The following is a 21680-nucleotide window of genomic DNA, read 5'->3' on the forward strand; positions in this document are numbered from 1 at the left end:
AAAAAATATATCACTTTAATCTATAGATAATCTTTTTCTACAAAATACCCCTCTTCGAAACGTCCTATCAGGCTTTAAAACTGTCTTCTTCCTGCATTCCCTTTTCAAAATACTCTTCTGCTATCATTTTAAATTTATAAAAAACATCATAATACACTGTTGTTATCTTTTCAAAATTTTCTCTTGCAACTGCACCATCATAATCATGAGCAAGCAGATTTCTTGTTCTCAACATTTGCAGCCAAACATCATCATCAATCAATTTGTTTGAAAATGCCGCCTGTAAATTCGCTCTTGGCGATCCAAGCGCTATATCATTAATACCCAATACTTTGACTAAAATATCCTTCATCACTTTCCATGATAAATCAAATGTTAAATTATAATTTTGAGCAGTACCTTCTAACACAAAATCAGCATCCGGGTCTGCTGTTTTACTTTTTTTTAAATTATTCAAACTTCTGCAAAAATTTTTATATCTGTTAATATATTTGTTTTCCATACTTTGCGATATCCTCCAAAAGATACTGGTTTCGAATTGTTTTATATTCCAAAATATCTATCTTACGTAAAGTTTCTATTTTTTCTAGATCCTGTTCAAGTTTATCCATATCCACATCGCCATAAACTACAAAATCAATATCACTATATGGAGTTGCTGTATCTGTTGCGAATGAACCTATAAGAACCAATTTTTTTACACCATTTTTTTTACATATTTCTGCAACTTTTGTAATTAATATATTTACGGGCATTACATTCATGATTCTAAACTAACCCTCCCGTTTCTCAAAACATTTAGAATTCTGATAAAAGTATAAATCATATTCAAATAAATTTATACAGAAAAAGAAACGGGATTCTTGCAAATACAAAAATCTCGTTTCTTTCTATGCTTTAAATTTATCTTAGAACTTACCAGCCTTATGAGCTTCCTCAACGGAAACTGCAACTGCTACAGTAGCACCAACCATTGGGTTGTTACCCATTCCGATCAGACCCATCATCTCAACGTGAGCCGGTACAGAAGAGGAACCTGCGAACTGTGCATCAGAGTGCATACGTCCCATAGTATCTGTCATACCGTAGGAAGCAGGACCTGCTGCCATGTTGTCCGGATGAAGTGTACGTCCTGTACCACCGCCGGAAGCAACTGAGAAGTATTTCTTACCCTGCTCGATACATTCTTTTTTGTATGTACCTGCAACCGGGTGCTGGAAACGTGTTGGGTTTGTAGAGTTACCAGTGATGGAAACACCTACGTTCTCATGATGCATGATTGCAACACCTTCCTGAACGTCATCTGCACCGTAGCATTTTACAGTTGCACGAAGTCCGTTAGAATATGCTTTCTCATATACAACATTTAATTTTGCAGCTTTGTAATCATACTGTGTCTCAACAAATGTGAATCCGTTGATACGGGAGATGATCTGAGCAGCATCTTTTCCAAGTCCGTTTAAGATAACACGTAATGGTTTCTGACGTACTTTGTTTGCTTTCTCAGCGATACCGATTGCACCCTCAGCAGCTGCAAATGACTCATGTCCTGCTAAGAAGCAGAAGCACTCTGTCTCTTCCTCTAATAACATTTTACCAAGGTTACCATGTCCTAAACCTACTTTTCTGTGGTCTGCAACAGAACCCGGAATACAGAATGCCTGAAGTCCCTCACCGATTGCTGCAGCAGCATCAGCAGCTCTTGTACATCCTTTTTTGATTGCGATTGCAGCACCTACAGTGTAAGCCCAGCAAGCGTTCTCGAAACAGATTGGCTGGATTTTCTTTACCTGATCGTAAACATCAAGTCCAGCATCTTTTGTAATTTTTTCAGCTTCTTCGATAGAGCTGATACCATAGCTGTTTAACACAGCGTTGATCTGGTCAATTCTTCTTTCATATCCTTCAAATAATGCCATTTTCGTCCGTCTCCTTTCCTACTCTTCTCTCGGGTCGATGATTTTAACAGCATCTGCCACACGGCCGTACTGTCCTTTTGCTTTTTCCCATGCAGTGTTAGGATCATCGCCTTTTTTAATGAAGTCAGTCATTTTTCCAAGAGAAACGAACTGATATCCGATAACTTCGTTATTCTCGTCAAGAGCAATACCGGTTACATAACCTTCTGCCATCTCTAAGTAACGAACACCTTTCTCTTTGGTAGCGTACATTGTACCAACCTGGGAACGAAGTCCTTTACCTAAATCCTCAAGACCAGCACCGATTGCAAGACCGTCATCAGAGAATGCACTCTGTGTACGACCATAAACGATCTGTAAGAATAACTCTCTCATTGCTGTATTGATTGCATCACAAACAAGGTCTGTGTTTAATGCTTCAAGAATTGTTTTGCCCTGTAATACCTCTGCTGCCATAGCTGCGGAATGTGTCATACCAGAGCATCCGATTGTCTCAACTAAAGCTTCTTCGATTACACCATTTTTTACATTTAATGAAAGCTTGCAGGCACCCTGCTGAGGAGCACACCAGCCAACACCGTGTGTAAAACCTGAAATATCTTCAATTTTTTTAGAATGAACCCATTTGCCTTCTTCCGGAATTGGAGCTGGTTCATGTTTTGCGCCCTTTGCTACAGGACACATGTTTTCGACTTCCTTAGTGTAAATCATTTTAAGACTCCTTTCACTTAATAGAACTGTATGTATCAGACTTTGTTATACATTTAACATACCTTACTTATTTTCGCACATTTTGTTGAAATCTACAAGTCCTAATCGAAAAAAATTATCTTTATTCCGTGTATTTGTTTTTATACACTAGTCAAAGTAATTTAACTCCGAAAAAACTTCCGTGCCGGGTCTGCCGACGTTGCTGACATTTTCACCATCCACATGGATGTACCCTTCTGTTCCGTCTTTTGCACGCACATAGATCCATTCCTTTGCATCAGAGCTGATAAAGAACACATCCTGCCCGGACGAAACCGTTACCTGTTCCGAATTCTGATCCATAGCTTTCCACAACGGAAGATCCACATATAATCTGTGCGGTGTGAAATACTTGTATTGATGCATACCGCCATCCATATATTCCAGTTTCCGTGCATTGCTGTCATACCACCAGTATCCATTAAGATATGCGGTTTCAAGAATATCTGTACGGATTGTTCCATTGATTCCGTTTTGCCCGGTAAAACCATTGATTCCGCCATTCTGCTCCTTAAAAGGGAAACCATCCACTTCCCCGATAAACGCCAGCGCACTTCCGTCATACCGGTAAAAATAAGTCGCATAATCGGCACTTGGTCCATCGTCTAATACCGCGATTTCCAGAGAATTATCATATTCATCCATGTCTGTAACATAAAAGCTTTCCGTTTCTGGTGTCACCATAGCTGCATATTCACACAGTTCATATGCTGTTCCATTAACCGTAAGGACACAGGAATAACCTGAATAATCACTACTCTCTTTCACATCATAACGGATCTCTTCTTCGCTGCCATCTCCATTAAGATCCACCATAATATTCTGTCCTGTTTTATATTCTTTCGGATACGGATGCTCCTGTTCATATGCTGTTTCAGCTTCCTGTATTACCTTTAAGTTGTCTTTTTCTGTCTGGCTCAGCACAGATTCATCAAATGCATCTGCTTCTTCACTTTTTTCATACCAGGAACATGCATTAAAATAACTCTGCAGATATTCATTGGTAAAACCCCGTCCATGTCTTGCATAGATTTCATTGCGTGCTAACCATAAATCATTGTCCGACATATTGATAAGACTGTCTGCCGAAATTGTCTGTGTCATACTGACCGGAATGATATACTGGTCAGCATCTTTGTGCAGGTTCTGTGTATCAATGACCGCATTCTGTACTACCGTATCTGACTGCTGCAGCATCCCTTGATATTCATTTAAAGTATCCTCATTTTCCACATCGCAGCTCACATCCGTAGGCCTCACAACCTCATATAACACTCCATCATCGGTATATCCTAAAATACTTACACCGGCAGCATCCGGATACCATTCCGTGTCTTTGGTAATTCCAAAAAGAAACCCCGTCCCACTTTCTTTCTCATAGGATTTTTTCTGAAAAACAGAAAAACCGGTATCATCTTCTAAAATTACATACTTATCTTCCCAGCTCTCCGGGAACTGCAGCGTGATCTCTTTCCAGATATATTTTTCTTCGGCTGCTTCCATTTTTTCAGACGCACTGCTGTCTATTTCGGATTCTGTTTCATCTGTATCTGAAATTCCTGCTGTTTTCTGCTCATTGCTGTTTATTTTATTTTGTGCCATATCTGGCTCACCACACCCTGCTGTAAAAAGCAAAAGTGCGGCTGTAAACAACCACACTTTATTTTTCATATAATTATGCACTCCTTTCTGTCAGTGCAAAAACTTTTTTATATCATCTGCCGTACTGTGAATTTTCTCTACCGCATTCTGAACCTGTTTTGCAACATCAAGATTTTCTTCACTGAGTGTATGTACCTGTTCTGCACTCGCCGTAACTTCCTCAGTCGCTGCCGAAAGCTGCGAGCAGTTTACCACAATCTTATTGTTGGAATCTGAAAGTCCGCTTACCTTTTTATTGACCTCTTCAATATGGGCAACCAGCTCACCTATATTTTTATTAAGCAGATTAAATGTTTCTGACGCAGCAAGAATCTTTTCTTTCTGATCTTCCGTTGCCTGTACAGAACCTTCTACTGATACAACCACATCATTTGCATTTGCATTCAGTTCGTTTGTAATTCTCGTGATCTCTTCCGTCGAATTTTTTGTCTGTTCCGCAAGCTGTCTGATCTGCTCTGCTACAACCGCAAAACCTCTTCCGGCTTCTCCGGCACGTGCACTCTCAATAGATGCATTTAACGCCAGCAGGTTTGTCTGACTTGAAATATTTAAGATCATACCTGCAATCTCTTCTACTTCTTTTGTCTTATCCTGAAGTTTGGTCATTGCCTCAGTAACATCATGATTTGTATTTGTGATCTGCTCTGCCTGATCTTTCAACGCATCCATCACACGCATATTTTCCTGAATGCTGTCATTTGAATTCATTGCGATATCCACCATCTGTTTTGATCGCTCACTTGTTTCCTCGATCGCATCCTGGATCGTTGCAGTCATGGTATTCTGTTCTTCGATGCTGTTTGCATTCATTCCGGAAGCCGTTGTAATCTCCTGCATACTGCCAGTTACAGAATTGGTCGTCTCGACCAGTTTTCCGATCAGGCTGCTGCTCTTAACTGATTCTTCCTGAACAGTTTTGGAAATCTCAAGCACTCCCTGTAAAATTTCATTCTGCTTTTTGTGTTCCTCATCTATGGATCCAAGTGCATCTGCGTTAAACAATAATGTGATCTTTCCAATTCTTGAAACCATAAATAAAACGCCAAGCACGCCGACCACAGAACATATTGTATCCACGTTCAATACAGTAATACCCTTTATTCCCTGAACAATCGTAACGATCACGTAGAGAATACTCACTCCCACACAGGTTCTTTTTAATCCACCTTCATCATAGTACGGAATCTGTAACGCAACTAAAACGATCAGTACATACGTAATAAAATGTGCATCTGTCTGTACTCCGACTAACAGATACTCTAATCCCATCTCAAGCGTAGCAATCACTTTTAATTTTGCTGTTACATGATCTTTATGATAAATAATCGTGTTCAAAACTGATGCGCCTATTATTAATGCAGTATTCCCATATACTACTGCATTTACCAGATTCTGATTTGCCATGCGGAGCCACAGATACAGTAAAAACAATATTCCAAGAAATATGGTTGCACCTATATAGAACCGGTTCATCTTTCTGATCCGTTCCGCTTTATCATTATAAATATATTTCTTTTCTTCTTCCATATATTTTATCTCCCTGTACTTAAAATATGATCAATATTTTCTGCCATAACTTATCCGACCTGTCCGGATCTTAAGTTTAAGAATATCATGCTTCTTTTTTCTGTACAACCTCGCCCGGTTTCTTAAAAATTGAGTTTGCCGGGATCACTCCCCTGACACTTGAAAGCGGATATACATTTGTATGTCTGCCGATCACCGTTCCAGGATTTAATACAGAATTGCATCCAACTTCAACAAAATCTCCAAGCATTGCACCAAATTTCTTTAATCCGGTTTCAATTTTTTCATCACCATCTTTTACCACAACCAGTGTCTTATCTGATTTCACATTTGATGTGATTGATCCTGCACCCATGTGTGACTTATAACCCAGAATAGAATCACCAACATAATTGTAATGCGGCACCTGAACGGAATTGAAAATAATATCATTTTTCAGTTCTGTGGAATTGCCGACAACAGAACCCTTTCCTACGATCGCACTGCCGCGGACAAATGCGCAGTGACGGATTTCTGCATCCTCATCAATGATCAGCGGACCGTTTAAACATGCTGTCGGTGCCACTTTTGCACTCTTTGCAACCCAGATATCCTCGCCTCTTTTTTCAAACTTTTCCGGATCTAATGTTGGTCCAAGCTTTTTTATGAACTCACTGATCCCTTTTAAAGCCTCCCATGGATATGTAAACTGTTCTAAATATTCTTTTGCGATTGTTTCATCCAAATCATATAAATTGCTGATTTTTGCGTTTTCCATCTTTTCCTCCATCCCAGAATGTCTCTGTCACATGGATATGAATCCAGTGTGATCCTTGCATTTCTGTTTGCATACTGGTTCTATTGTAAAACGTTTTCACAGATCTGTCAAAATAATATTCGAACACTGCAAAAAAATCTCCGGACAGACAAGAATTTCTGTCTGCCGGAGATCGCTTACGGCATAAACTCATCTAAAAAATTGCTTCCTGCGATCCATTCCTGCTCTTCTTCCTCCTGGAACGCCGCAGCCTCATTTGCCATAGCGGCATAGAAATCATCTGCACCATCCGGTTCAGAGTCCGTCCGTTGTGACTGCTGTGTCTCTGTGCCACCCTGTTCTGCCTGCTGCATCTGCTGTGCCCCATTCTCCTGCACAGCCGTCTGCACTTCTGACTGCCCCTCTGTCTCCTGTTTTTGCAGAGACTGGCTTCCCGGATTGTCAAAATCAAAACTGATCCGCTCATCCTCATATTTTAAACATGCATCAAATACATTTCCTGCTTTCGAGTTAAATCCAGTCACTTTTTCCTTTGTCTTTCCGGTTTCCAACAGTTCTTTTATGATTGCTTCCGAAAGCGGCACTTTCGCAACCGTATGCCCTACCTTAAAACCGCAGTCACACTCATAATACCATTGGCTTTTCTTTAAGAGTTCCCCACATTTCGGACACTTTACCGTCGTCTCGACCGGCTTTGGTTTCTCCGGGAAATCAAAGGTGATCTGCCCCTCTTTGGTCAGTTTTAACGGCGCATCAAATTTCATTCCGGTCTTTGCGATAAATCCTTCGATCACACCGGTTTTTCCATTGGTTAAAAGTTCTTTGACCTGTGCTTCTTTTAATTTTACTCCTGCGATCTGTCCAACCGAAAAACGACAGCTTTCCGGATCATCTTTTTTATAATTCGCACAGCCATAGCCGAACGGCGTTTTTACCATATCCCCACCGCAGACCGGACATTTCACATCTTTTAATTTTGGCGCTTCCACATCCGAGAAATCGTATTTCAGTCCGATCACCTTGCCGGATTCGTCTCTATTTAAAGCAATCCTTGCATCAAACTTCTTTCCTGTCTTTGACTTAAAACCGCGAATCGTTGCTGTCCGGCCTTCTGTCAGAAGCTGTTTCACCTGTGCCTCATTTAACGTTTTTTCTCCCATCTTTCCAATGGAAAAACGGCAGCTTTCCGGGTCATCTTTTTTATAATTCGCACATCCGTAGCCAAACGCTGTCTGTACGATATCACCACCGCAGAGCGGGCAGACTACATCTTTTATCTTCTTTGCCTCCACATGGTCAAAGTCAAATTTTAAATACTTCCGACCGGTTTCATCCGTCTCTAACGCCACACAGGCATCAAATTTTTTCCCGGTCTTCGACTTAAAACCGCGGATTGTCTCCGTTCTGCCGTCGGTCAGAAGTGCTTTCACCTGAGTCTCTGTCAGGTCACGTCCCGCAAGTGTACCGATGGCAAAGCGGCAGCTCTGCGGATTTTGCTGGTCGTAATTCATACAGCCATAACCAAATGATGTTTTCTGGATCTGTCCGCCGCACATCGGGCAGACTACATCTTCTAATATCTCTGCCTCATTCTTTGAAAAATCAAATTCGACTGTTTTTCTGCCATCCTCTCCTGTTTTCAAAAGCAATGCCGCCGAAAACTTCTTTTTATTTTTTGCGGTAAACCCTTTTAAGACCTCCGTCTCTCCTTTTTGCAGCAGATCAGTCAGGTCATCCACACTAAGGGATTTTCCCGCGATTTTTCCAATGGAGAAATAACAGCTTTTCGGATCTTCACGGTGTTTCACACAACTGTAACCAAAAGAAGTGATTTCCATATCAGAACCGCAGACCGGACATTTCACCCCTTCTAATATTTCAGGTTCATTTTTGGAAAAGTCAAAATTGACTGATGCTTTTCCATTCTCATCTTTTTCAAGTACCAGTGCAGCAGAAAAGCGTTTTCTGGACTTTGAGATAAAGCCGGACAATACCTCTGTGTGTCCTTTGGTCAGAAGCTCCACCACTTCGTCTTTCTCTAAGTCTCTTCCTGCTATGGTTCCGATGGCAAACTTGCATCCGCTTCCATCTTTTTTATAATTACTGCATCCATAACCGAATGGTGTCGTTTCCATATCCCCGCCGCAGACCGGACAGACCGCCTCTATTTTTTTTCTGGCTGCAAGTCCTCTTCCACCTTTTCCGACAAATGGATGTATCCTTGCAGCAAGATTTCCGGTCAGATCATGCTCGATCATGGAAACCGTTTCTTTCCGGATAAAATCCTCCAGTTTCCCGCGATAATCTTCCATAACGACTGTTCCGCGCGTAATACCGTCAAGTCCTTTTTCCCAGGAAGCTGTCATTTTCGGATTCAAAAGCGCAGGCACAGTCATACTTACCACCTCAAACACCATCTCACCGATTGCTTCCGGACTTAATACCTGTGTCTTTTTATTCAGGTTAAGATACCCGATGCGCACCAGTTTACGGATGATCTCAGCTCTTGTCGCAGACGTTCCAATCCCTGATCCCTTGATCTGTTCTCTTAACTCTTCCTCCTCAATAAGCTGTCCGGCATTTTCCATTGCAAGCACCATGGAACCGGACGTGTAACGTTTTGGCGGTGCCGTTTTCCCCTCTTTGATCTCGTAACCATCCACATTCAGCGGATCGCCGGTCTTTAACTGTCCCGCCAGTTTTAAAAGTCCCGCACTCTCTTCTTCCTTATTGTCTTCATTTGCCGGTCTTCCCATAATTTCAAGGAATCCCGGATTTTTAAGTGCCTTTGCAGATGCAAAAAACTGCTCTGCTTCCACCTGTACCACAAGTTTGACTGTCTCATACTCTGCCGCCGGATAAAAAATACTTAAAAAGCGGCGTACGATAAGATCGTATACTCTTCGCTGCAGGTCATTTAACGAATGAAGTTCCGTAAGCTGCCCGGTCGGAATGATCGCATAGTGGTCTGTGATCTTTGAGTCGTCGGTATACTGTGTACGTGCAATATTCCGGTAGCTGCCTTCTTTTAGAATATGTTCCGTATAAGTTTTGGTCGGCTCATAAGTTTTCAGGCGGTTTAAATTTTTACCGATTTCCTTTGCTACCGCTGTTGACAGAACTCTCGCATCTGTTCTTGGATAAGTCGTGAGTTTTCTCTCATATAAATCCTGTGCCACCTGCAATGTCTCGTCCGGACTGATCTTGTATCGTTTGGAGCACTCTGCCTGCAACTCTGCAAGATTAAATAACAGTGGTGCTTTCTTTCTGGATGTACCGCGCTCCATAGATTTTACAAACGCCATTTTCCCGTCAAGTTCACCGATCAGTTTTTCTGCACTCTCACGCTTTTTGAATCCATTTTCCTTATATAAAAGCGGCGATTCAAAATATCCAGAACCCTCAACCGCTTTCCACTCTGCAGCAACTGACACCTCATTTTCAGCACCTTCCGGTAAAAAGTCTCCCACCACACGATAAAATGGAGTCTCAGTAAAATTGCGTATCTCACGCTCACGGATCACAACCATCCCAAGTACACACGTCATGACACGTCCCACAGCGATCGCTGTGTAACTCTTTGTCGCCGCGGCATCATTTAATAATTTCCCGTATTTTACCGACATGGCTCTGGAAAAATTGATTCCCATCGCATAATCTTCAATCGTACGCATGATACCGGATTTTGCCAGATTGTCATACTCTGACATCGGCTTTGCCTCGCGGATTCCGCGCAGGATTTCTTCCTCGGTCTGGGAATCGATCCAGACACGAAGTTCTTTCATTCCTTCCCTGACACCACCGAAACGTCTGATATTCTCCTCGATCGTCTGTCCTTCTTTTCCGGCATCACCTGCCCAGTAGACGGTCTCTATATCCTCTCTGAAAAGCATTCTGTGCACGGTATCATACTGCTTGCTGACATCTGGTATTACATTATATTTATATTCTTCCGGCAGAAATGGCAGATCCTCCAACCGCCATCTTTTGTACTTTTCATCATATGCTTCCGGATAGACCATTTCCACTAAATGTCCGACGCACCATGTGATGACATAGTCATCATTTTCAATGTATCCGTCTTTTCTCCCGTTCACGCCAAGAATCCTTGCAAACTCCTGCGCCACGCTTGGTTTCTCCGTTATTATCAAAGACTTTGCCACTAAAATATTTCTCCGTTTCTGATTACTTAACCTTTATTTCGCATAAGAGAAATTATAACATTTTTAAATTTTTTAGGCAATATAAAACGCCATCGGAAATCCTCCGATGACGTTTCTATCATCCATGTTTTATTTATTTCTTTGTAATATATCCCTGTGCTTTCAGCAGTTCTGCGCAAAGTACTGCACCGCCTGCTGCACCACGGACTGTGTTATGGGAAAGTCCGACAAATTTCCAGTCGTATACGGTATCCTCTCTTAATCTGCCGACTGAGATACCCATTCCGTTCTCGTAATTAACATCTAAGGAGACCTGCGGTCTGTTGTCTTCCTCTAAGTACTGGATAAACTGCTTTGGTGCGCTCGGAAGACCTAACTCCTGCGGAACACCGCTGAAGTTCTTCAAAGCCTCGATCAGCTGCTCTTTTGTCGGGTTTTTCTTAAATTTAACAAATACTGCTGCTGTATGTCCGTTTAATACCGGAACACGGATACACTGACAGGTAATGACCGGTGATTCTGCCGGAACGATCGCTTTTTTCTCGTCATCAACATAACCCCAGATACGAAGCGGCTCTTTCTCAGATTTTTCTTCCTCACCACCGATGTAAGGAATGATGTTTCCTACCATCTCAGGCCAGTCTTTAAATGTCTTTCCGGCACCTGAGATTGCCTGATAGGTTGTAGCAACCACTTCATACGGCTCGAACTCTTTCCATGCAGTAAGTACCGGTGCATAGCTCTGGATGGAGCAGTTTGGTTTTACAGCAACGAAACCGCGTTTTGTACCAAGACGCTCTTTCTGGTACTTGATGACTTCCATATGCTCCGGGTTTACTTCCGGCACTACCATAGGAACATCCGGTGTCCAGCGGTGTGCACTGTTATTGGAAACAACAGGTGTCTCTGTCTTTGCGTAATCTTCCTCGATCTTTTTGATCTCCTCTTTGGTCATATCCACTGCGGAAAATACGAAATCAACCTCTGCTGCTACCTTCTCCACTTCATTGACATTCATGACAACGATATTTTTTACTGCCTCCGGCATCGGTGTATCCATTTTCCAACGTTCACCAACTGCCTGCTCATAAGTCTTTCCGGCGCTTCTAGGACTTGCTGCAATGGTTGTCACCTCAAACCATGGGTGATTTTCCAGAAGAGAGATAAATCTCTGTCCTACCATACCTGTTCCGCCAAGAATACCAACTTTTAACTTTTCGCTCATTTTGCTCTAATCTCCTCGTCCCTTATTCTCTGTTTGTCCGTCTGTCGCAAACATGTGTCTTTCATAGTAAATATATTATGCTATTTTCCCGAAAAAAGCAATGCTTATTTTGTCAAAGTTTCCTGTATTTTTAGCAAAAACTTGTACATTTGTCACAACAACACGTCAGTGTACAAAAGTGTTACATCCATTCTTTGCTCAGATATTCGCGCTCTTTTTCAATGACTTTCTCCATTGCTTCCCTGCCAGGTGCGCCAATCGTCAGACGTTTATTGACACATGTTTCCATGGAGATCGCATCATAGATGTCCTCCTCGAATACCGGACTGATCGCTTTTAATTCTTCCAGACTCATGTCATCGATCGGAATCTTTTTATCAAGGCAGTAAAGTACGATACGACCAACGATTCCATGTGCATCACGGAATGGAACGCCATGATTTACCAGATAATCTGCTGCATCTGTTGCGTTTGTAAATCCATGATTTGCAGACTGACGCATTCTTTCTTTATTAAAACGCATGGTTGCAAGCATTCCATTGAATAATGCAACACATCCCTTTACTGTGTCCATCGCATCAAAAGAAAGCTCCTTATCTTCCTGCATATCTTTATTGTATGCAAGCGGGATTCCTTTCATTGTCGTAAACAAAGACATCAGCGCACCATAGACACGTCCGGTCTTACCACGAACCAGTTCTGCGATATCCGGGTTTTTCTTCTGTGGCATGATACTGCTTCCGGTACTGTACGCATCATCGATTTCAACAAACTGATATTCGTTGGAGTTCCAGATGATCACTTCCTCAGAAAAACGGGAAAGATGCATCATGATCGTTGCACACGCAGATAAAAACTCGATCAGATAATCGCGGTCTGAAACGCCGTCCATACTGTTTAAAGTTGGTCCATAAAAGCCAAGCAGTTCCGCAGTATACTCGCGGTCTAACGGATAAGTTGTACCGGCAAGCGCCCCGGAACCGAGCGGGCAGTAATTCATACGCTCGTAAATATCATGCAGACGCAGACGGTCACGCTTGAACATTTCAAAATAAGCACCCATATGATGTGCCAGCGTGATCGGCTGTGCTTTCTGCAAATGGGTAAAGCCCGGCATGATCGTCTCTGTATTTTCTTCCATAATATGTAAGATCGTGGTCAGAAGTTCTTTTAACAGTCCATCCACTGCGAGCACCTCGTCTCTGGTGTAAAGACGCATATCAAGTGCCACCTGGTCATTACGGCTGCGTCCGGTATGAAGCTTTTTACCGGTATCACCGAGACGGTCGATTAAATTTGCCTCCACAAAACTGTGAATATCTTCGTATTCTGATGTGATCTCTAATTTTCCGCTCTCCACATCTTCTTTGATCTCCTGCAGTGTCGTGACGATATCGTTCATTTCCTGTTCTGTTAAAATACCCTGTTTTCCAAGCATTTTTACATGTGCGATACTGCCCTCGATATCCTGTTTATAAAATTTCTGATCAAATGCGATAGACGCATTGAAATTATATACAAGCTGATCTGTTGCCTTTGTGAAACGTCCTCCCCATAACTGTGCCATATCTAAATCCTCACTTTCGTTGTCATAATTACATTTCATTCTACATGAAGTGCTGCATCCCTGCAAGTCCCTGTTGTATTTTTATGCACCGGCTATACATGCTGTCATGCATGCTTCTCCGCTTCCTTCGCCGCGATCTGCGCATCCCTTTCCTTTTTTGAAAAAACACAGCCGCAGTAATACTGGCGGTACATGCCATATTCTTCGGAAAGCTCCACGGAACGCTTGTATCCGTTTTTCTTTTTAAAATCAGAATTTAAGTATGAAATCCCATATTCCTCAGATAAACGATCCCCGATCTCATTTAATTTTTCTGCATTTTTAAGCGGACTGATGGATAATGTCGTTGTAAAATAATCCATATGAAGTTTATTTGCAATCTCTGCCGATTCCCGGAGCCGCAGTTCATAGCAGCGGAAACACCTCTCACCGCCCTCTTTCACGTCCTCTAGTCCCTGCGCCATCTGATAAAAACGTTCTTTATCATAATTTCCTTCCACAAAGGAAACCGGATATTTTGCCGGCAGTCTCTCGATAAAGCGCTGCTGCTCTTTTACACGCTTGAAATATTCCTCTTCCGGATAAATATTCGGATTATAATAAAAAACCGTGATTTTAAAATACTGTGACAGATACTCTAAGCAGTAAGAACTGCAGGGTGCACAACAACTGTGTAACAGCAGGGTGGGCACTTTGTTCTCACTCTGGTTTTTCGCTATGGTCTCCTCAAGCATTTTCTGATAATTCTGTTTCAATTTTCTGCCTCCCATGACAATATTTCTTCTGCCCGCGCCCTCCAGGTATGCCCGGTACAGAATGTCTGATATGCATTGTCCCGGATCTTTTCCCGAAGTCTGTCATTTTCCATCAGTTCTCCGGCAGCTTCCGACAGCGAACCTATTTCTGACAGCGAATAAAACATCAGATCCTCCCTGTTTTTAAAATGCGAACTCCTGTACGGATTCTCGTCTGTCAGCACCACAGTACGGTTTGCCATCCCGGCGATCGCCCTGTCATGGATGCCCCGGTTAAAAATCGGCGAAACATCAAGCATGATCTGGTCTCTTGCAATTTTCTCAAAAGAAAGATCAAAGGTAACCGGCTTTTCGATCGTCAGATATTTCTCATAGGGAGTCTGATATTTTTCCCATCCCTCACCGACTAACCGTACCGGTATCTTTCTTTTTAAAAGCTCATCAAGTGCCGCTTTCCTGAAATAATCCCTGATATAGGCATCCGATGCATACATCGTATTCATAAAAAGAGCAAACTGCGCACTGTCAAGTTCCATGTCATTTTCTTTCAGACATGCCCGAAATGCTTCCTCCATCGGAAGTTCCGGCGTCCCGATCCGCATTTCTATGATCCTTTTCATCATTCCGCAAAAAGGCTCCGGTGCTGCTTTCACAATATCATATACCTTATCCGGTGCATCATAAGTTCCTATAAAAAGGATCCGATCCGCAGGATTTTTTTCCCCGTCAAATAATGCAACCGTCGCTCCAAGCGGGAGCATATGCACGCTCTTTACATTTGGATGATATTTTCTGACATAATCAGCCTGTCCTTCATCCAGCACGATTACATGAAAATTTTTTGCCTGTGTCATCAGACAGTTATAATGAAATAATGGATGATCCAAAATATAATCGTAAAATGGACCATCGATCAGGTCTGTCACCGGTGTCCCGTCATCCATCGCAAGTCTTGGAAGCAAAGAGTTAAAGTCAAAAACTGCACGATATTTTTTTCCAAAAAATGGAGAAAGTACCTTATCAAGATCATCTTTGGATGTAAACTCACATACTGTCGTCTCATAGCCTGCTTCTTCAAACGCACCTGCAAGCTGATGGGCAAAAAAGTTTCCCGACAAATAACAGATTTCCCTGGAACAGAATACTAAAATCTTTTCCTGTGCTTTCATCCGTTTTTCCTCCCGTAAAATACAAACGGACTCCTGCTAAAAGTCTCCCCAAAGCAAAAGTCCGTTTTCATTCTCATTCCTTACTCTCTTACATAACGCAGGCACAAAATTCCAACTAAATATTCTACCACGCAAAGCACCATAAAAACAGTTGCTCCGGCGAAAACCCCTGCTACGATCTGAGCGATCACAGCAATCGCATGCAGCCAGACCGGTACATCATGCAGGCAGCAGGCAATCCCTGCTTCTAACAATACGATCAGACAAACCGGAACAACCGGCATATGCAGAGCAATAATTCCTGCCAGAATAACCGCAAGTGCTGCAACAATGACTGCAAACAGCATCAGCATACTCTGATTCTCTGCAAATAACGTTCCAAGGATACCCCCTATACTCTTTTTTCTGCGCTGCTTTATGGATACGCGTGGCTCCTCTTTTTTTACATAATTTTCAGGTTCACTCATACCTTAATACCTCTCCTCTTTCTGCTATAATGTCATCCGGTCAAATGATCTGCTTACCGGAAAACACGTCATCTTTCTGCATTATATCAATTTATATAAAAAAGAACAAGTAGTTTTCACTTTACCCTCTTTCAAAAAGGATGTATACTGATACAACGAAAATAATTATCTGACAGAAATGGAGAACCCGATGAATCATACAACGATCAACAAACCTGATACATGGTGTTCCATGTGGGGAAATGCAGTTTCAATCGCAGAACACCGGCCGGAAAGCTATGCAAAAGATATTACACTCCGCTATCCGGTCTATGCGCCATTTGACGGAACATCTTTAAGATTTACCTTTGACAATTACTGTGGAAGCGAACCTGTCTCTATCACAAAGGCAACCGTCTCCGTCGCGGACTTCAATACCAACAGCGATTCTGCCCCCAAAATTAATCTGTCCTGCCCGCAGAAGAAATCGACAACAACACAGATTACTTTTTGGGGCAATCCTTCTGTGACACTTGATGCACACAAGCGTATTGTAAGCGATGAAGTTTCCTTTCAGGTTCAGGCAGGACAGACACTTTGTGTCAATCTTTATTTTGCAGACTTTACGCTGATGCAGTCCGCTGTTCTGATCACAGGTCCTCTCTCGAAAGGATTTTTCTCACTGGGTGATCAGACATTAACAGAAGATCTTCCTCTTGATACAAGCAAAACGACAAGCTGGTTTTATTTTTTAAGCAATATCGATATTTTAACATCATCCGACAACCATGCTGTGATCTGCTATGGTGACTCCATTACCGCACAGGCATGGCCGGATGAACTAACGCTACGTTTAAGACGTGAGGGCAGAAAACACACTTCCATCATCCGACGCGCTGCAAGCGGTACCAGAATCCTGCGCCAGTATGACTGCATTACCTATGATTCCTACGGTTTAAAAGGAAGCAACCGCTTTTTGCATGAAATACCGACCGCCGGTGCCGATACTATCATTATCCAACAGGGGATCAATGATATCATTCACCCGGTTGGAACAGATATCAATCCGTTCCGTCCCATGAGCGATCTTCCAACAGCAGAAGAACTCATAGACGGTCTCAAATGGTACACTGACCAGGCACACTCTCTTGGATTGTCTGTCTATATCGGAACACTGCTTCCGATCGAAGGCTGGCGTACCTATGCCCCGTTCCGTGAAGAACTGAAAAATAAAGTCAATGAATGGATCCGCCAGGCGGACGGCTTTGAAGGCTGCATTGATTTTGACCTTGCCGTACGTGACAGCACCAATCCTGCTGCATTCAAAGCAGGCTATGATAGTGGCGACCATCTTCACCCAAGCAGTGCCGGTTACAAGGCAATGGCTGATGCTGTATCTTTACGCTTCCTCTAAATGCTTTCTTACTCTCTGGATCAGCATCTCCAATGCAACCGCATTTTCGCCCCCCTCCGGGATTATGATATCTGCACGGCGTTTACTCGGTTCCACAAACTGTTCATGCATCGGTTTTACAGTCGTTAAATACTGATTTATGACACTGTCTAAGGAGCGTCCACGGTCTTTTACATCTCTTACGATCCTTCTTAGAATACGCACATCCGCATCCGTATCTACAAATACACGGATATCCATCAGTTCACACAAGGCCGGCTCGGCAAAGATCAAAATACCCTCAAGTACGATCACCGGTGCCGGCTCCACAAGGATCGTCCTGTCGGAACGGTTGTGAACCGTATAATCATAGACCGGCATCTGCACGGCATTGCCCTTTTTCAGCTCTTTGATATGTTCACATAACAGTTCTGTATCAAATGCATCCGGATGATCATAATTTAACTTTGAGCGGTCTTCATAACTCATCTCATCATGGCGTTTATAATAATTATCATGACGCAGAATACTGACTTCATCACGTCCAAAGCTGTCAACCACTTTATCTGCCAGCGTCGTTTTCCCGCTTCCTGTTCCTCCTGCAATTCCAATTAAAATCGTATTTTTCTCTGCCATAATACCGTTTCCTTTCACATTCTGATATATAAAAAAGAATTTTCTTATTACAAAAAAAGCAAGCGGAACTTTTCAGAAACCACTTGCTCTTATCTGTCCGGACTTCCGGAAGTTATAAGCCAATAGTCGGACTCGAACCGACGACCTACGCATTACGAATGCGTTGCTCTACCAACTGAGCCATATTGGCAATTAATGTGGACTGTCTTTTGACTTGCGCCACACTCGATTAGTATATACATATATTATAAAAAATGCAATACCTTTTTTATATTTTTTTCTAAATTTTTGCAATATTTTATTTTCTATTGACTTTTCCTATGAAATGCATAAAATAATCTTGTTTACTTATTGTAAACAAAACATATATTTTTACAGTTACTATAAAACATCGCAGAAATGAGGATTATTATGGATATCGGAAAGCGTATGAAAGAACTGCGTATCCAGTATGGCCTGACACAGCAGGAACTCGCCGACCGCTCCGAACTGACCAAGGGATTTATTTCCCAGTTGGAACGTAACCAGAACTCTCCGTCTATTGGTACACTGCTCGATATCATACAGTGTCTCGGCACAACACCTGCCGAATTCTTTACGGACGAAGAACCGGAACAGATCGTATTTGAAAAAGATGACTATTTTGAAAAAATCAGTGAAGATGGAAATAAAATGATCGAATGGATCATTCCAAATGCACAGAAAAACAGTATGGAACCGGTACGCCTTACCTTAAAACCCGGCGGCTCCTCCGACACACACCTGCCACATACAGGGGAAGAATTTGGCTATGTATTAAAAGGAACTGTGCGTGTACTATATGGTGGAAGGGCTTATACCGTCCGCGCTGGCGAATCTTTTTATTTCCAGGCCGGTAAAAAACATCGTCTGGAAAATAATGGAAACCGCGATGCCATCTTAATCTGGGTATCTACGCCGCCGAGTTTTTAATTTTATCATGTAACCACTTAGAAAGGGATCATGTTTCTTCTGCTACCAATTAAGAAACGTTTTGAACACAAATGAGCAAAAAACTAATTAATCTGACAGGTATTTCAAAATCTTACGGCGACCATGTCGTATTAGATGATTTAAATTTATATATCCGTGAAAATGAATTTATCACACTTCTCGGTCCATCCGGCTGTGGAAAAACAACCACCCTTCGTATCATCGGCGGTTTTGAGACACCGGATGCCGGCAGTGTCATTTTTGACGGCAAAGATATCACATCATTACCTCCAAATGAGCGCAATTTAAATACTGTTTTCCAGAAATACGCACTTTTCCCGCATATGTCGATTGCAGAAAATATTGCATTCGGACTGCGTATTAAGAAAAAAAGCAAAGAATATATCAATGATAAGATCCGTTACGCCTTGAAGCTGGTAAATCTTGAAGGATTTGAAAACCGCTCTATCGACTCATTAAGCGGCGGTCAGCAGCAGCGTATCGCGATCGCGCGTGCCATTGTAAATGAGCCAAAAGTTCTTCTTTTAGATGAACCGCTCGGTGCTCTCGACCTAAAGCTCCGTCAGGACATGCAGTACGAACTGATCCGTCTGAAAAATGAGCTTGGCATTACATTCGTATTTGTTACCCACGATCAGGAAGAAGCACTTACCATATCTGATACGATTGTCGTTATGAATCAGGGTTACATCCAGCAGATCGGCACCCCCGAAATGATCTACAACGAACCTGTCAATGCATTTGTGGCTGATTTTATCGGTGACAGCAACATTATAAACGGAACCATGATCAAAGATAAGGTCGTGGAAATTTTAGGTGTAAAGATTCCATGTGTTGACGAAGGTTTCGGATGCAATACTCCGGTTGATGTCGTGATCCGTCCGGAAGATGTTGAGATCACGGAACCTGGCGCCGGTTTTATGGATGGTGACATTGTCTCTATTATATTTAAAGGTGTACACTATGAGATCAGTATCATGGCAAATGGTTATGAATGGCTTGTCCACACGACGAAAATGTATCCGGTCGGCACACATGTCGGCATCAACGTGATCCCGTTTAATATCCAGATCATGAACAAACCGGAATCTGAGGACGAGGAGGCTGTAGAGATCGATGCGTAAATTAGGCAGACAGCTTTTAGCAGGACCTTATCTTGTATGGATGATCGGATTTATCCTGCTGCCGATCGTTATTATCTTATATTATGCTTTTACAAACGCTTCCGGTACATTTACCTGGGATAATATTGCAGCGATCGCAGATCCGGTGCATGTAAAATCCATCCTGCTTTCCCTGAAACTCGGATTTTTCTGTACAATAGTCTGCCTGCTGCTTGCCTATCCGCTCGCCATGATCCTAAACAGTTTTCATTTTAAGCATCAGAGTTTCGTTGTATTTTTATTTGTACTTCCAATGTGGATGAACTTTATGCTGCGCATCCTTGCCTGGAGACTTTTACTTTCTAACAACGGTATCGTAAATGCCCTGTTTGGTTTCTTCGGTTTCGGTCCGGTAAAAATGTTAAACACACCGACTGCCGTTGTTTTCGGTATGGTATACGATTTTCTGCCGTTTATGATCCTGCCGATCTATAACTCCATGGTGCGCATCAAACCGGATGTCATTGAAGCTGCAAAAGACTTAGGAGCTGATTCAAAAATCGTACTGCTCCGTATTATTTTTCCGCTGACTCTCTCTGGTGTCATCAGTGGGATCGTAATGGTCTTTGTTCCGGCTCTCACATCTTTCGTGATCTCCGATCTGCTCGGTGGCGGTAAAGTGCTCTTGATCGGAAATGTCATTGAACAGGAATTTATGCAGGGAAGTAACTGGAACTTAGGTTCCGGGCTTTCCGTAGTACTTATGATTTTCGTCATCGCAAGTATGGCGGTCATGAATATCTTCGATAAAGATCAGGGAGGAACTGCTGTATGGTAAAGAAGGCTGCATCCCGCATTTATCTTGCGGTCATCTTTTTATTTTTATATCTTCCGATTCTTGTTTTGGTCATTTTGTCTTTCAATAATTCCAAATCAAGAGTTGTATGGGGTGGATTCACTTTAAAATGGTACGCTTCCTGTTTTACAGACGAAACGATCATGAATGCACTGACCATGACACTTCAGATCACATTCACTGCCGCAGTACTCTCAACCCTGATCGGCACACTTGCTGCCATCGGGATCAGTGCCATGAAAAAACGTGGCACAACCCTGATGCTCGGTGCAACCAATATCCCGCTGTTAAACGCAGACATTGTGACCGGAATATCCCTCATGCTGCTTTTTGTAAAATTTTTAAATCTTGGATTTGTGACAGTACTCATCGCACATATTACATTTGATATTCCATATGTAATTTTGAATGTACTTCCAAAATTAAAGCAGATAAACAGAAACACATATGAAGCTGCCTTAGATCTTGGTGCCTCCCCGCTTTATGCCTTTTATAAAGTAACCTGGCCTGACATCAAATCCGGTGTATTTTCCGGATTTTTAATGGCAGTTACCATGTCGCTGGATGATTTTTCCATCACCTTTTTCACGAAAGGAGCCGGTGTAAATACGCTTTCTACTATGCTCTATACAGAACTTCGGAAAGGTGTACGTCCGGAACTTTATGCACTTTCCACACTGTTGTTTTTTGCTGCATTTCTGCTGCTTCTTATTATGAACCGCAGATCTGATAAGACAAACTGATATCTTTTTGGTGTGGCAATCTCTGCAAATATATTTT

19 protein-coding genes and 1 tRNA gene are annotated in these 21680 nt (G+C 42.3%); 5 read left to right on the forward strand and 15 right to left on the reverse strand.

The window, feature by feature from the left end; genetic code table 11:
- Positions 1-67 precede the first annotated feature (67 nt).
- The 13 genes from ACDD58_RS15465 to ACDD58_RS15525 all read right to left on the reverse strand — a co-directional run bounded on the left by ACDD58_RS15465 (position 68) and on the right by ACDD58_RS15525 (position 15961).
- A complete protein-coding gene (locus ACDD58_RS15465; RefSeq protein ID WP_118208789.1) occupies positions 68-502 on the reverse strand; it encodes an HI0074 family nucleotidyltransferase substrate-binding subunit in 435 nt (144 codons plus the stop codon).
- Complete coding sequence (locus ACDD58_RS15470; RefSeq protein WP_117918942.1) at positions 483-764, reverse strand: nucleotidyltransferase family protein; 282 nt, start codon at positions 762-764, stop codon at positions 483-485. Before ACDD58_RS15470 ends, ACDD58_RS15465 begins: the two co-directional genes overlap by 20 nt.
- Before the next feature lie 144 nt (positions 765-908).
- On the reverse strand, positions 909-1919 hold the full coding sequence (locus tag ACDD58_RS15475) for a GGGtGRT protein (RefSeq protein ID WP_006858744.1): 1011 nt from the start codon (positions 1917-1919) through the stop codon (positions 909-911).
- Between the two features lie 18 nt (positions 1920-1937).
- Positions 1938-2630 carry an iron-sulfur cluster assembly scaffold protein gene (locus ACDD58_RS15480; protein ID WP_006858743.1) on the reverse strand — a complete coding sequence of 231 codons (693 nt, stop codon included), beginning with the start codon at positions 2628-2630 and terminating at the stop codon, positions 1938-1940.
- Between the two features lie 147 nt (positions 2631-2777).
- On the reverse strand, positions 2778-4340 hold the full coding sequence (locus ACDD58_RS15485) for a YARHG domain-containing protein (RefSeq protein ID WP_370778303.1): 1563 nt from the start codon (positions 4338-4340) through the stop codon (positions 2778-2780).
- A gap of 21 nt (positions 4341-4361) precedes the next feature.
- Positions 4362-5858 (reverse strand): methyl-accepting chemotaxis protein, encoded by a 1497-nt coding sequence (locus tag ACDD58_RS15490; protein WP_117918944.1) that lies wholly within the window; start codon positions 5856-5858, stop codon positions 4362-4364.
- A gap of 85 nt (positions 5859-5943) precedes the next feature.
- The gene (locus ACDD58_RS15495; RefSeq protein ID WP_182384816.1) at positions 5944-6615 is read right to left on the reverse strand and encodes a UDP-N-acetylglucosamine pyrophosphorylase; all 672 of its coding nucleotides are present in this window, start codon (positions 6613-6615) and stop codon (positions 5944-5946) included.
- Positions 6616-6791: 176 nt separating this feature from the next.
- Positions 6792-10778, reverse strand: coding sequence for a type IA DNA topoisomerase (locus ACDD58_RS15500; RefSeq protein ID WP_117918950.1), 3987 nt, complete (start codon positions 10776-10778; stop codon positions 6792-6794).
- 133 nt (positions 10779-10911) lie between these two features.
- Complete coding sequence (asd, locus tag ACDD58_RS15505) at positions 10912-12003, reverse strand: aspartate-semialdehyde dehydrogenase (protein WP_118208787.1); 1092 nt, start codon at positions 12001-12003, stop codon at positions 10912-10914.
- A gap of 181 nt (positions 12004-12184) precedes the next feature.
- Positions 12185-13570: an argininosuccinate lyase gene (argH, locus tag ACDD58_RS15510; protein ID WP_118209024.1), complete on the reverse strand. Its 1386-nt coding sequence runs from the start codon at positions 13568-13570 to the stop codon at positions 12185-12187.
- A 104-nt stretch (positions 13571-13674) separates the two neighbouring features.
- Complete coding sequence (locus ACDD58_RS15515) at positions 13675-14340, reverse strand: epoxyqueuosine reductase QueH (protein WP_117918954.1); 666 nt, start codon at positions 14338-14340, stop codon at positions 13675-13677.
- A complete protein-coding gene (locus ACDD58_RS15520; RefSeq protein WP_370778306.1) occupies positions 14322-15494 on the reverse strand; it encodes a glycosyltransferase in 1173 nt (390 codons plus the stop codon). The genes ACDD58_RS15515 and ACDD58_RS15520 overlap by 19 nt, the downstream gene beginning before the upstream one ends.
- Before the next feature lie 80 nt (positions 15495-15574).
- Positions 15575-15961 carry a hypothetical protein gene (locus tag ACDD58_RS15525; protein WP_117918958.1) on the reverse strand — a complete coding sequence of 129 codons (387 nt, stop codon included), beginning with the start codon at positions 15959-15961 and terminating at the stop codon, positions 15575-15577.
- A 190-nt stretch (positions 15962-16151) separates the two neighbouring features.
- Here ACDD58_RS15525 and ACDD58_RS15530 point away from each other — a divergent pair, with 190 nt between their 5' ends.
- Positions 16152-17354, forward strand: coding sequence for a GDSL-type esterase/lipase family protein (locus ACDD58_RS15530; protein ID WP_370778308.1), 1203 nt, complete (start codon positions 16152-16154; stop codon positions 17352-17354).
- Here ACDD58_RS15530 and udk read toward each other — a convergent pair.
- Together udk and ACDD58_RS15540 are read right to left on the reverse strand one after the other, a co-directional pair.
- Positions 17340-17969 carry a uridine kinase gene (gene udk, locus ACDD58_RS15535; RefSeq protein WP_186898705.1) on the reverse strand — a complete coding sequence of 210 codons (630 nt, stop codon included), beginning with the start codon at positions 17967-17969 and terminating at the stop codon, positions 17340-17342. The two genes, ACDD58_RS15530 and udk, sit on opposite strands and share 15 nt — an antisense overlap.
- A 117-nt stretch (positions 17970-18086) precedes the next feature.
- A tRNA-Thr gene (locus tag ACDD58_RS15540) sits at positions 18087-18159 on the reverse strand.
- 221 nt (positions 18160-18380) lie between these two features.
- Between ACDD58_RS15540 and ACDD58_RS15545 the strand changes: the two genes are divergently transcribed.
- The 4 genes from ACDD58_RS15545 to ACDD58_RS15560 all read left to right on the forward strand — a co-directional run bounded on the left by ACDD58_RS15545 (position 18381) and on the right by ACDD58_RS15560 (position 21643).
- Positions 18381-18920, forward strand: coding sequence for a cupin domain-containing protein (locus ACDD58_RS15545; RefSeq protein ID WP_186898704.1), 540 nt, complete (start codon positions 18381-18383; stop codon positions 18918-18920).
- A 71-nt stretch (positions 18921-18991) separates the two neighbouring features.
- Entirely contained in the window at positions 18992-20065 is a 1074-nt protein-coding gene (locus ACDD58_RS15550; protein ID WP_117918966.1) for an ABC transporter ATP-binding protein, read from the forward strand.
- Positions 20058-20882, forward strand: a complete 825-nt coding sequence (locus ACDD58_RS15555) for an ABC transporter permease (protein ID WP_118208784.1) — start codon at positions 20058-20060, stop codon at positions 20880-20882. The genes ACDD58_RS15550 and ACDD58_RS15555 overlap by 8 nt, the downstream gene beginning before the upstream one ends.
- On the forward strand, positions 20876-21643 hold the full coding sequence (locus ACDD58_RS15560) for an ABC transporter permease (RefSeq protein ID WP_118208783.1): 768 nt from the start codon (positions 20876-20878) through the stop codon (positions 21641-21643). Before ACDD58_RS15555 ends, ACDD58_RS15560 begins: the two co-directional genes overlap by 7 nt.
- The last annotated feature ends 37 nt before the right edge of the window (positions 21644-21680 follow it).

The sequence above is a fragment of the Roseburia sp. genome (genome assembly GCF_041325975.1).
In the GTDB taxonomy this organism is placed as follows: Bacteria; Bacillota; Clostridia; order Lachnospirales; family Lachnospiraceae; genus Roseburia; species Roseburia rectibacter.

Bases quoted from the DNA above. Each gene is read 5' to 3' on its own strand.
- ACDD58_RS15465 (WP_118208789.1), bottom strand. From the start codon at position 502: ATGGAAAACAAATATATTAACAGATATAAAAATTTTTGCAGAAGTTTG.
- ACDD58_RS15470 (WP_117918942.1), bottom strand. From the start codon at position 764: ATGAATGTAATGCCCGTAAATATATTAATTACAAAAGTTGCAGAAATA.
- ACDD58_RS15475 (WP_006858744.1), bottom strand. From the start codon at position 1,919: ATGGCATTATTTGAAGGATATGAAAGAAGAATTGACCAGATCAACGCT.
- ACDD58_RS15480 (WP_006858743.1), bottom strand. From the start codon at position 2,630: ATGATTTACACTAAGGAAGTCGAAAACATGTGTCCTGTAGCAAAGGGC.
- ACDD58_RS15485 (WP_370778303.1), bottom strand. From the start codon at position 4,340: ATGAAAAATAAAGTGTGGTTGTTTACAGCCGCACTTTTGCTTTTTACA.
- ACDD58_RS15490 (WP_117918944.1), bottom strand. From the start codon at position 5,858: ATGGAAGAAGAAAAGAAATATATTTATAATGATAAAGCGGAACGGATC.
- ACDD58_RS15495 (WP_182384816.1), bottom strand. From the start codon at position 6,615: ATGGAAAACGCAAAAATCAGCAATTTATATGATTTGGATGAAACAATC.
- asd (WP_118208787.1), bottom strand. From the start codon at position 12,003: ATGAGCGAAAAGTTAAAAGTTGGTATTCTTGGCGGAACAGGTATGGTA.
- argH (WP_118209024.1), bottom strand. From the start codon at position 13,570: ATGGCACAGTTATGGGGAGGACGTTTCACAAAGGCAACAGATCAGCTT.
- ACDD58_RS15515 (WP_117918954.1), bottom strand. From the start codon at position 14,340: ATGGGAGGCAGAAAATTGAAACAGAATTATCAGAAAATGCTTGAGGAG.
- ACDD58_RS15520 (WP_370778306.1), bottom strand. From the start codon at position 15,494: ATGAAAGCACAGGAAAAGATTTTAGTATTCTGTTCCAGGGAAATCTGT.
- ACDD58_RS15525 (WP_117918958.1), bottom strand. From the start codon at position 15,961: ATGAGTGAACCTGAAAATTATGTAAAAAAAGAGGAGCCACGCGTATCC.
- ACDD58_RS15530 (WP_370778308.1), top strand. From the start codon at position 16,152: ATGAATCATACAACGATCAACAAACCTGATACATGGTGTTCCATGTGG.
- udk (WP_186898705.1), bottom strand. From the start codon at position 17,969: ATGGCAGAGAAAAATACGATTTTAATTGGAATTGCAGGAGGAACAGGA.
- ACDD58_RS15545 (WP_186898704.1), top strand. From the start codon at position 18,381: ATGGATATCGGAAAGCGTATGAAAGAACTGCGTATCCAGTATGGCCTG.
- ACDD58_RS15550 (WP_117918966.1), top strand. From the start codon at position 18,992: ATGAGCAAAAAACTAATTAATCTGACAGGTATTTCAAAATCTTACGGC.
- ACDD58_RS15555 (WP_118208784.1), top strand. From the start codon at position 20,058: ATGCGTAAATTAGGCAGACAGCTTTTAGCAGGACCTTATCTTGTATGG.
- ACDD58_RS15560 (WP_118208783.1), top strand. From the start codon at position 20,876: ATGGTAAAGAAGGCTGCATCCCGCATTTATCTTGCGGTCATCTTTTTA.